Annotated in this window: 1 pseudogene; it reads right to left on the bottom strand. The window is 57.2% G+C overall.

Annotation, left to right across the window (positions count from 1 at the left end):
- A pseudogene (locus A3730_RS01090) lies at positions 1–290 on the bottom strand (malate synthase G); the annotation flags it as partial.
- Positions 291–558 lie beyond the last annotated feature (268 nt).

Raw genomic sequence — 558 nt, 5'->3', positions numbered from 1 at the left:
TCTTCGCCTTCGGGCAGCAGATAACCGATATCAGTCAGGAACTGCTTGTACTCAGCCATGTCGATGGCCTGCCCCGCACGGGCCTTGTGCCAGGCGTCGATCTGCTTCTGCAGGTCGTCGCGCTTGACCAGCAGCGCCTTGTTCTTGGGGGCCAGGTCATTGAGGATGCTTTCCAGCTCGGCCCAGAAGTGTTCCGGGTCGACGCCGGTACCCGGCGCAATCTCATTGACTACCAGATCATGGAGTTCGGCGGCGATTTCCAGGCCACCCTTCTGAATACGATCGGTCATGGTGCTCCTACCCTTCTGGTCGAGAGAATCTTGGTTAATCGGGACGTTCGGGGAAAATCCGGCAACCGGTCGGCATCAACACGCCGCCGTCTGGATTATCGCGAAACCCCGGGGAAACGGTTCAAGGCGCGTAAAGACGGGCGCCCCGAAATAAGGCGACGGCATTTTACCGGAAACGGCGCCGTGAATCATGTTTAGCGGTAAACAAACTCGAGACTGCTGTTTTTTTGATCAGGCGAACAGGTTAACCACATCCAGACGGTGAGCT

This window comes from Alcanivorax sp. HI0044 (assembly GCF_001634945.1).
Note: the sequence above shows the minus strand (reverse complement) of the source record. Positions and strands in the feature narration are given on the sequence as shown.